An 8,806-nucleotide genomic window follows, 5' to 3' on the forward strand; every position below is an offset into this window, starting at 1 on the left:
GACGTCATCTCGAAGTTCGTCCACGGTCAGATCAAGACCTCGGACGAGGCCGTGACCGAGCTGGTCAAGGCAATCGACGACGCCAAGTAAGCCGTTTTGCCGTAAACTCGAGTCTCCCCCGCGTTGGCGGGGGAGGTCTCCTGTCGAGACGATATCCGGGACTGTTGCCTGGCGTGCCCGCGCGCCAAGCCGATTCCCGCTAACCGGTACTGGATGAGCCGATGAGCACAGTTGCCGAAACCACCATATCGCTGACGCCGGAGCATAACGGCCGTCCGAGCACCACGGTGCGCTCGCGGTTGCAGGATCTGCTGCCGAAGATCGTTCTGGCGCCGAGCTTCGCGGCGACGATCGTCTTCGTCTATGGCTTCATCCTGTGGACGATCTATCTGTCGTTCACCAACTCCAAGACCTTCCCGTCCTATGACATCACAGGCGCCCGCGCCTATCAGCGGCTGTGGCGCTGGACCTTCGAGAGCGACCCGCCGTCGAGCTGGTACACCTCGATCACCAACATGGGCATTTTCGGCTTCCTCTACATCCTGATCTGCCTGGCGCTCGGCCTGTTCCTGGCCATCCTGCTCGACCAGAAGATCCGTGGCGAAGGCATGTTGAGGCCGATCTACCTCTACCCGATGGCGCTCTCGTTCATCGTCACCGGCGTTGCCTGGAAGTGGTTCCTCGACCCCGGCCTCGGCCTCGAGCAGACGCTGCATCAATGGGGCTGGACGAGCTTCCATTTCGACTGGATCAAGAACAAGGATTTCGTCATCTACACGGTGGTCATCGCCGGCGTCTGGCAGGCTTCCGGCTTCATCATGGCGATGTTCCTGGCCGGCCTGCGCGGCATCGACGGCGAGATCATGAAGGCGGCGCAGATCGACGGCGCCTCCACCTTCCAGCTCTACCGCCGCATCGTCATTCCGCTGCTCAGGCCCGTGTTTCTCTCGGCCTTCATCGTGCTCGCCCATCTCGCCATCAAGTCGTATGACCTGGTCGTGGCGCTGACCAGCGGTGGTCCCGGCGGCTCGGCCTGGCTGCCGTCCAACTTCATGTATGAGTTCACCTTCAAGCGCAACGAGATGGCGGTCGGCTCGGCGAGCGCGGTGATCATGCTGATGACGCTGACCGCGATCATCGTGCCTTACCTCTATTCCGAGCTCAGGGAGAAGCCGCGATGAGCACTGTTGCCTCACCTGCCCGCCAGGCCTCGAGCGGCGTCAGCGCCAGGACGATCAACCGCATCGTCATTTACGGACTGCTGGCGCTGTTTGCTCTGTTCTATCTGATGCCGCTCTTCGTCATGCTGGTCACCTCGTTCAAGACCATGGACGAGATCCAGAACGGCAACATGCTGGCGCTGCCACAATCGCCCACCATCGAGCCATGGTTCAAGGCCTGGGGCGAGGCCTGCGTCGGTCTGACTTGTGCGGGGATCAAGGGCTATTTCTGGAACTCCATCAAGATGGTGGTGCCGGCGGTGCTGATCTCGACGTTGCTCGGCGCGCTCAACGGCTATGTCCTGACCAAATGGCGTTTCCGCGGCCATACGCTGGTCTTCGCGATGATGCTGTTCGCCTGCTTCATCCCGTTCCAGTCGGTGCTCTTGCCGATGGCGACAATCCTCGGCAGCATCGGCCGCTTCGGCGCCAGCCTGCGGAACGCGACCGGCTTCAACTTCGGCCTCGGCAATTCGACGGTCAACCTCGTTTTCGTCCACGTGGTCTACGGCCTGGGCTTCACCACGCTGTTCTTCCGCAACTACTACGAGGCCTTCCCGACCGAACTGATCAAGGCGGCGCAGGTCGACGGCGCGTCCTTCTTCCAGATTTTCCGCCGCATCATGCTCCCGAACTCGATGCCGATCTTCGTCGTCACCGTCATCTACCAGTTCACCAACATCTGGAACGACTTCCTGTTCGCTTCTGCCTATGCCGGCACCGGCGACGTGATGCCGATGACGGTGGCGCTGAACAATGTCGTCAACACCTCGACCGGCGTCGTTGAATACAACGTCAACATGGCGGCTGCGATGATCGCCGCGCTCCCCACCCTTCTCGTCTACGTCGTCGCCGGCCGCTATTTCGTGCGCGGGCTGATGGCTGGCGCGGTCAAGGGCTGACCCTATTTTCTGAAGGAACGACCATGGCTTTTCTGGAAATTGATGGGCTGAAGAAGCGCTTCGGGAATGTCGAGATCCTGAAGGGCATCAATGTCGAGCTCGAAAAGGGCGGCTTCCTCGTGCTGGTCGGTCCGTCCGGCTGCGGCAAGTCCACGCTGCTCAATACCATCGCCGGGCTGGAGAACATCACCGAGGGTGAGATCCGCGTCGAAGGCCGGGCGATCAACGATCTGCATCCCTCGAAGCGCGACATCGCCATGGTCTTCCAGAGCTACGCGCTCTATCCGAACATGACGGTCGCCGGAAACATCGCCTTCGGCATGGAGATGCGCGGCGTGCCGGCGGCGGAGCGGCAGGCTGCCATCGACAAGGTGGCGAAGATCCTGCAGATCGGTCACCTGCTCAACCGCAAGCCCAGCCAGCTTTCCGGTGGCCAGCGCCAGCGCGTCGCCATGGGCCGCGCGCTGGTGCGCGATCCGAAACTCTTCCTGTTCGACGAGCCGCTCTCCAACCTCGACGCTAAACTGCGCGTCGACATGCGCGTCGAAATCAAACGCCTGCATCAGAGCACAGGCACGACGATCGTCTATGTCACGCACGACCAGATCGAGGCGATGACGCTGGCGACCAAGATCGCCGTGATGCGCGACGGCGAGGTGCAGCAGTTCGGCACGCCGGCCGAAGTCTACAACAACCCCACCAACGTGTTCGTCGCCGACTTCATGGGCTCGCCGGCGATGAACCTGATCCCCGCCAAGATCGGCGCCAATGGCAGCGGGCTCGCCGTTGTGCTCGACCGCGAGGCGCGCCAGCCGATCACGCTGTCGCTGCCCGGAGCGCCGGCCGGCCTTGCAGCGTTCAAGGATAAGCCGGTCATCTTCGGCGTCCGCCCGGAAGCGCTGACCGATCCCGAAGGCGCCGAGCGCAACGGATCCGAGATCGCCACCGCCGACTGCCACATCGAGGTGGTCGAGCCGGCGGGATCGGATACGTTCGCCGTCACCAATCTCGGCGGCAAGGGGGTGGTGGCGCGGCTGCGCGCCGATGCCAGGATCCAGCCCGGCACCAGCACGCCGCTGGCCTTCAACCTCAGCAAGGCGGTGTTCTTCGATCCGGCGACCGAGAAGCGCATCCTCTGATGCATGTCGCCGAAAAGTGGCTCCGGTTTTGGGGCAACGACATGCATCGAAACAAAGACCCTTAGGCTATGGCAAATCCGGATATCGTCATCATCGGCTCCGGCATCGGCGGCGCCACGATCGCCTCCGGCTTGGCCGGCAGCGGCGCCTCGATCCTGATTTTGGAGCGAGGCGACCATCTCCCTGCGACGCCGCATGCGCGCTCGACGCGATCCATCTTCGTCGAGGAGCATTACCGGCCGAAGGAGATGTGGCGCGAGGCCGGCGGCCCGGCCTTCAACCCCGGCAACTATTATTACGTCGGTGGGAATTCGAAATTCTTCGGCGCGGTGCTGATCCGCTATCGCGAGGAGGATTTCTCCGCCATGGAGCATTTCGGCGGCGTCTCTCCCGCCTGGCCGTTTTCCTATGATGAGTTCGAACCCTGGTACTCGAAGGCCGAGCAGCTTTTTCGCGTGCGCGGCTCGCTCGGCGAGGACCCGACCGAGCCGTTCCACTCGATCCCCTACGCTTTCGAGCCGGTGCCAGACGAGCCTTCGATCGCGCGCGCCCGCGCCGAGCTCAAAGGCCTTGGCCTGCATCCGGCATCGCTGCCGCTCGGCGTCGATATCGAAGCCTGGCTGAAGGAGGGCAAGACGGGCTGGGATGCTTTCCCGAACACCGGCCAGGGCAAGATCGATGCCCAGACCGGACCGCTGGCAGCAGCGCTCAGTGATGCGAACATCAAGCTCGAAACCGGCGCCCATGTCGACTGGCTCGAAGCCTCACCGGACGGCAAATCGATCGCCGCCATCCAGTACACGCAGGGCGGTGCGCAGAAGAAACTCTCGCCGAAGCTCGTCATCCTCTCGGCAGGGGCGGTTAATTCCGCCGTCATCCTGCTGCGCTCGCCTTCCGCCAGCAACGGTAAGGCAGGCGGCAAGGGCCTCGCCAACAGCTCCGATCAGGTCGGCCGCAATTTCATGAACCACAATTCGAGCGCGATGCTCGCGATCGATCCGCGCTGCCGCAACGATGCCGTCTACCAGAAGACGCTGATGCTCAACGACTATTATCTGTCGGACGGCAAGGGCGGCAAGCCGCTGGGCAATGTCCAGTTGCTCGGCAAGATCGACGGCAACATGCTGAAGGCCAATGTGAAGCTGGCGCCGAAATTCGCGCTCGATTTCATGGCCGGCCATGCCGTCGACTGGTACCTGATGTGCGAGGACCTGCCCGATCCCGAAAGCCGCATCATGGTCGACGGCAAGGAGATCGTCATGCAGTGGCGGCGTTCCAACATGCAGTCGCTCGAGGGCCTGACCAAGGTGATGCGCGAGAATTTCCGCGCCTGCGGCTATCCGATCGTGCTGTCGCGGCCCTTCGACAAGCGCACGCCCTCGCATCAGTGCGGCACCGTGCGCATGGGCAACGATCCGGCGGCAGCACCGCTCGATCCGTTCTGTCGCGCCTACGACCACCGCAATCTGTTCGTCGTCGACGCCGGCTTCCTGCCGACTTCGGCCGCGGTCAACCCGGCGCTGTCGATCGCCGCCCAGGCGCTGCGCGTCGCCGACCACATCCGCAGGAGCGAGCTTTGATCCGTCGGCGCCGCCCCTCACCCTTACCCTCTCCCCGTGAAGAACGGGGAGAGGGAGGCGCCGGCGTTGCGGCCATTCCCCTTCTCCCCGTCACTATACGGGGAGAAGGTGCCAGCAGGCGGATGAGGGGCGGCGCCGACATTGGAAAGGATATGTTCAAATGACCCGCCCGGCGGCTATCGTCACCGGCGGCGCGCGCGGCATCGGGCTTGCCTGCGCCGAGGCGCTGGCCGATGCCGGCTTCGAGATCCTCGTCGCCGACCTTGCCGAGAAGCCGGCTGACGGACTTGCCAAGAACATTGCAGCACGCGGCGCGAAGTTCGCCTACGTCCGTTGCGACATCGCCGACCTCGCCGGCCATGCCGCTCTCGTCGGGGCCGCGATGGACGCCTTCGGGCGCATCGATTGCCTGGTCAACAATGCCGGCGTCGGCGCCGTCGTGCGCGGCGACCTTCTGGACCTGAAGCCGGAGAACTTCGACCGTGCGCTTGCCATCAACTTGCGCGGCACGGTTTTCCTCAGCCAGGCCGTTGCCAAAGCGATGCTTGCGGCGCCAGCCAGCTCGGCGAGATCGATCATCACCATCACCTCGGTCAGCGCCACGATGGCCTCGCCGGAGCGCGCCGATTACTGCATCTCCAAAGCCGGCCTTTCGATGTGGGTGAAGAACCTGGCGCTGCGGCTCGCGGCGGAAAACATCGGCGTGTTCGAGGTGCGGCCCGGCATCATCCGCACCGACATGACGTCAGGCGTATCCGCCAAATACGACGCGCTCATCGATGGCGGTCTGGTGCCGGCAAAGCGCTGGGGCGAGGCCGCCGATATCGGCGCGGTGGTGGCCGCTTTGGCCTCCGGCAAGTTCGGCTTTTCGACCGGATCGGTAATCGATGTCGACGGCGCGCTTTCCGTGCCTCGTCTGTGAATGAGTGGAACCATGGCTGACTACATCATCGTTGGCGCCGGTCCGGCCGGCTGCGTCCTGGCCAACCGGCTGAGCGAGGATCCAGGGAATTCCGTCCTTTTGCTGGAAGCCGGCGGCAAGGACTGGCATCCGCTGATCCACATGCCGGCGGGCTTCGCCAAGATGACCAAGGGCATCGCTTCCTGGGGCTGGTCGACCGTGCCGCAGAAGAACATGAAGGACCGCGTCTTCTGGTACACGCAGGCCAAGGTCGTCGGCGGCGGCTCGTCGATCAACGCCCAGATCTACACGCGCGGCAATGCCCGCGACTATGACGCCTGGGAGAAGGAAGAAGGCCTCGCCGGCTGGGGCTATCGCGACGTGCTGCCCTATTTCAAGCGCGCCGAAAACAACCAGCGCTTCGCCAACGACTATCATGGCGACCAAGGGCCGCTCGGCGTCTCCAACCCGATCTCGCCGCTCCCGATTTGCGAGGCCTATTTCCGCGCCGGGCAGGAGATGGGCATCCCCTTCAATCCGGATTTCAATGGCGCGAGCCAGGAAGGCATCGGCTACTACCAGCTCACCCAGAAGGATGCGCGCCGCTCGTCTGCATCCGTCGCCTACCTGAAGCCGATCCGTACGCGGAAAAATTTGACGGTCAGGACCGACGTGCTCGTCACCCGCGTCGTCGTCGAGAAGGGCCGCGCCGTCGGCGTCGAGATCGTCGACAAGCCGGGCGGGCAGAAGACCATCCTGCGCGCCGCGCGCGAGGTGATCATCTCCTCGGGATCCATCGGCTCGCCGAAGCTCCTGATGCAATCGGGCATCGGCCCGGCCGACCATCTGAAATCGGTCGGCGTGACACCTGTCCACGACCTTCCCGGCGTCGGCTCCAACATGCAGGACCATCTCGACCTGTTCGTGATCGCCGAATGCACCGGCGACCACACCTATGACAATTACGCCAAGCTGCACCGCACGCTATGGGCCGGCCTGCAATATCTCCTGCTCAAGAAGGGGCCTGTCGCCTCCAGCCTGTTCGAGACCGGCGGCTTCTGGTACGCCGACCCGACGTCCGCCTCGCCCGATATCCAGTTCCATCTCGGCCTCGGCTCCGGCATCGAGGCCGGTGTCGAGAAGCTGAACAACCCGGGCGTGACGCTCAACTCCGCCTTCCTGCGCCCGCGCTCGCGCGGCACGGTGCGGCTGAAAAGCGCCGACCCTGCCGACCATCCGCTGATCGATCCGAACTATTGGTCCGATCCCTACGATCGCGACATGTCGATCAAGGGCCTGCGGCTGGCGCGAGAGATCATGCGGCAGAAGGCGCTCCAGCCCTATGTGCTGCGCGAGGTGCTGCCCGGCCCTGCCCTGCAAAGCGACGCCGACCTCTTCGACTATGCCTGCCGCACCTCCAAGACCGACCACCATCCGGTCGGCACCTGCCGCATGGGCCATGACGAGATGAGCGTAGTGACGCCTGACCTCAGGCTGCGCGGCATCGAAGGCCTGCGCGTCTGCGATGCCTCCGTGATGCCGCGCGTCCCCTCCTCCAACACCAACGCGCCGACGATCATGGTCGGCGAAAAGGGCGCCGATCTGATCCTCGGCCGCGAGCCGCTGCCGCCGGCCGTGTTCAAGGGCAACAAGGCGGCTTGAGGGAAGAACGATGATCCGGCACTGCGTCTTCGTCCGCTTCCGCGACGATGTCTCCTCCTCCGAGCGCGCGGCGATCCACGCCGATCTGGAGGCGCTGCGCTCATTGATCGACGGCATGGGCAAGGTCCATTTCAGCGCCAATGTCAGCCCCGAGCCTTTTGCGCGCGGCTTCACCCATGGCTTCACCGTCGACTTCCGCGATGCCGCTGCCCGCGACGCCTATCTGGTGCACGAAGCGCATCAGCGCGCCGGCGCCCGGCTGGTTGCCGCGCTCGAGGGCGGCACCGACGGGCTGATGGTGTTCGATTTGGAAATTCCCGGCTGAAGGGGGACGGCACGTTGCGGATTCATCCCAACCGCAGCGCGACGACGCCCGCGACGATGCCGAGCGCGGCGGCCCCGCGCCAAGGCGTCATCTTCTCGCCCAGTGCGAAGACCGAGATCAGCATGGCAAACAGGATCGATGTCTCGCGCAATGACGCGACCGAGGCGATCGGCGCTTTGGTCATCGCCCACATGACGATCCAGTAAGCGGCGCCGCTGAGCACGCCGGTGAAGAGGCCGGCCTTCCAGTCGCGCGCCAGCACGGGAAGCGATTGCGGCCCGCGAAAGGCGACGCACAGCACCAGCGCCCACGCCGCATCGCAGACGAACAGCCAGGCGGCATAGTTCGTCGCGGTCGCCGCCAACCGCGCGCCGCTGCCGTCGGAAAGCGTATAGCTGGCGATGAAGATCGAGGTGCCGAGCGCGAAGCTGACCGCGCGAAGGTTGAACCGCTCCAGATGTACGCCGCCGCGAAACGACATCACCAGCGTGCCCGCCGACAACAGGAGAATGCCGAGTATGGCGAGTGGCGCAGGCACCTCCCCTACCACGATGATGCCGCCAAGCGCGGCAAGCAGAGGCGCGGTGCCGCGCGCCAGCGGATAGGTCTGGGCGAAATCGCCGGCCTTGTAGGCGCCGATCAGGAATGTCCGGTAGCCCATGTGGAAGAAGACCGAGGCGAGAATGAAAGGCCAGACCTCGGCCTTCGGCACCTCGACGAAGGGCAGTGCCACGAGAGCGGCGGCACCCATGCCGAGCGTCATCAGCGTGATCGACAGGAAGCGGTCGAGATGCACCTTGACCAGCGCGTTCCAGATCGCATGCATGGCAGCCGCCGAGAGCACCGCGAGGAAGACGAACAGCGTCACGTCCGTCTCACCCGCCCGCAAAGCCCGAGGCGATGCCCGGCGTTTCCAGATCGATATCGACCCTGAGCGGAAAATGGTCGGAAGCCACCTCGCCGATGTCGGCGCTGACCGAACGCACGCGCCCAGCCAACATACCGCCGACGAAGCAATGATCGAGGCGACGCTTCGCCAGGCTGCCGTCGATGATCTTTTCGTTCGTGTGGAAGTCC

8 protein-coding genes and 1 pseudogene are annotated in these 8,806 nt (G+C 64.3%); 7 read left to right on the plus strand and 2 right to left on the minus strand.

The features are described 5' to 3' along the window. Positions 1 to 221: 221 nt before the first annotated feature. From EOA38_RS19645 to EOA38_RS19675, 7 genes are all read left to right on the plus strand, one after another. Entirely contained in the window at positions 222 to 1,181 is a 960-nt protein-coding gene (locus tag EOA38_RS19645; RefSeq protein ID WP_126092115.1) for a sugar ABC transporter permease, read from the plus strand. Then, positions 1,178 to 2,122: a carbohydrate ABC transporter permease gene (locus EOA38_RS19650; RefSeq protein ID WP_126092114.1), complete on the plus strand. Its 945-nt coding sequence runs from the start codon at positions 1,178 to 1,180 to the stop codon at positions 2,120 to 2,122. Before EOA38_RS19645 ends, EOA38_RS19650 begins: the two co-directional genes overlap by 4 nt. Positions 2,123 to 2,145: 23 nt before the next feature. Beyond that, entirely contained in the window at positions 2,146 to 3,261 is a 1,116-nt protein-coding gene (locus EOA38_RS19655; protein WP_126092113.1) for an ABC transporter ATP-binding protein, read from the plus strand. Positions 3,262 to 3,329: 68 nt separating this feature from the next. Beyond that, positions 3,330 to 4,841, plus strand: a complete 1,512-nt coding sequence (locus EOA38_RS19660; RefSeq protein WP_127300003.1) for a GMC family oxidoreductase — start codon at positions 3,330 to 3,332, stop codon at positions 4,839 to 4,841. A 160-nt stretch (positions 4,842 to 5,001) separates the two neighbouring features. After that, on the plus strand, positions 5,002 to 5,763 hold the full coding sequence (locus EOA38_RS19665; RefSeq protein WP_126092111.1) for a 3-ketoacyl-ACP reductase: 762 nt from the start codon (positions 5,002 to 5,004) through the stop codon (positions 5,761 to 5,763). A 12-nt stretch (positions 5,764 to 5,775) separates the two neighbouring features. Further along, positions 5,776 to 7,404, plus strand: coding sequence for a choline dehydrogenase (locus EOA38_RS19670; RefSeq protein ID WP_126092110.1), 1,629 nt, complete (start codon positions 5,776 to 5,778; stop codon positions 7,402 to 7,404). Positions 7,405 to 7,414: 10 nt separating this feature from the next. Continuing rightward, positions 7,415 to 7,729 carry a Dabb family protein gene (locus tag EOA38_RS19675; protein WP_126092109.1) on the plus strand — a complete coding sequence of 105 codons (315 nt, stop codon included), beginning with the start codon at positions 7,415 to 7,417 and terminating at the stop codon, positions 7,727 to 7,729. A 22-nt stretch (positions 7,730 to 7,751) separates the two neighbouring features. Here the strand turns inward: EOA38_RS19675 and EOA38_RS19680 are convergent, their stop codons facing one another. Both EOA38_RS19680 and EOA38_RS19685 read right to left on the minus strand, forming a co-directional pair. Next, a complete protein-coding gene (locus EOA38_RS19680) occupies positions 7,752 to 8,597 on the minus strand; it encodes an EamA family transporter (protein WP_126092108.1) in 846 nt (281 codons plus the stop codon). A 7-nt stretch (positions 8,598 to 8,604) separates the two neighbouring features. Next, a pseudogene (locus EOA38_RS19685) lies at positions 8,605 to 8,806 on the minus strand (EEP domain-containing protein); the annotation flags it as partial.

The organism is Mesorhizobium sp. M1E.F.Ca.ET.041.01.1.1 (assembly GCF_003997355.1).
Lineage (GTDB): Bacteria > Pseudomonadota > Alphaproteobacteria > Rhizobiales > Rhizobiaceae > Mesorhizobium.

What these genes read in the sequence shown, in the direction of transcription:
- EOA38_RS19665 (WP_126092111.1), top strand. Translation starts at nt 5,002, where the DNA reads ATGACCCGCCCGGCGGCTATCGTCACCGGCGGCGCGCGCGGCATCGGG.
- EOA38_RS19655 (WP_126092113.1), top strand. Translation starts at nt 2,146, where the DNA reads ATGGCTTTTCTGGAAATTGATGGGCTGAAGAAGCGCTTCGGGAATGTC.
- EOA38_RS19660 (WP_127300003.1), top strand. Translation starts at nt 3,330, where the DNA reads ATGGCAAATCCGGATATCGTCATCATCGGCTCCGGCATCGGCGGCGCC.
- EOA38_RS19675 (WP_126092109.1), top strand. Translation starts at nt 7,415, where the DNA reads ATGATCCGGCACTGCGTCTTCGTCCGCTTCCGCGACGATGTCTCCTCC.
- EOA38_RS19645 (WP_126092115.1), top strand. Translation starts at nt 222, where the DNA reads ATGAGCACAGTTGCCGAAACCACCATATCGCTGACGCCGGAGCATAAC.
- EOA38_RS19670 (WP_126092110.1), top strand. Translation starts at nt 5,776, where the DNA reads ATGGCTGACTACATCATCGTTGGCGCCGGTCCGGCCGGCTGCGTCCTG.
- EOA38_RS19650 (WP_126092114.1), top strand. Translation starts at nt 1,178, where the DNA reads ATGAGCACTGTTGCCTCACCTGCCCGCCAGGCCTCGAGCGGCGTCAGC.